This is a genomic window from Pseudomonas sp. 32_A, assembly GCF_017490905.1.
Taxonomy (GTDB): domain Bacteria; phylum Pseudomonadota; class Gammaproteobacteria; order Pseudomonadales; family Pseudomonadaceae; genus Aquipseudomonas; species Aquipseudomonas inefficax.
In genome coordinates this window covers 1-457 of the sequence record NZ_JAFGYI010000314.1, presented here as the reverse complement: position 1 = coordinate 457, position 457 = coordinate 1, and the positions used below count along the sequence as shown (strand labels likewise).

Here is a 457-nt window from a genome sequence, read left to right as displayed (position 1 = left end):
CACCGAGCGCGGCGTGCCGATCGAGACGGTCGTCGCCGGCATCGATCGCGCGCTCGCCGACGCGGAAAAACGCGGCTTCTCGAGCAAGCTGATCCTCTGCTTCCTGCGCCACCTGTCCGAGGAAAGCGCGCTCGCGACGTTCGACGCGGCGCTGCCGCTCTTCGATCGCTATGCGCGGCGCCTGATCGGCGTGGGGCTCGATTCGTCCGAGCGCGGCAATCCGCCGTCGAAGTTCGCGCGCGTGTTCGCGAAGGCGCGAGAGCGGGGCCTGAAGCTCGTCGCGCACGCGGGCGAGGAAGGCCCGCCCGAATACGTGACGCAGGCGCTCGACGTGCTGAAGATCGACCGCGTCGATCACGGCGTGCGCAGCGCCGAGGACGCGGCGCTCGTCGCGCGCCTTGCCGGCGAGAAGATCGCGCTCACCGTCTGCCCGCTGTCGAACCTGAAGCTCTGCGTG

1 protein-coding gene is annotated in these 457 nt (G+C 70.2%); it reads left to right on the top strand.

All coding sequences use genetic code 11. The features are described 5' to 3' along the window. A partial coding sequence (locus J5M58_RS26835) for an adenosine deaminase (RefSeq protein WP_368857214.1) occupies positions 1-457 on the top strand: 457 nt, incomplete at both ends.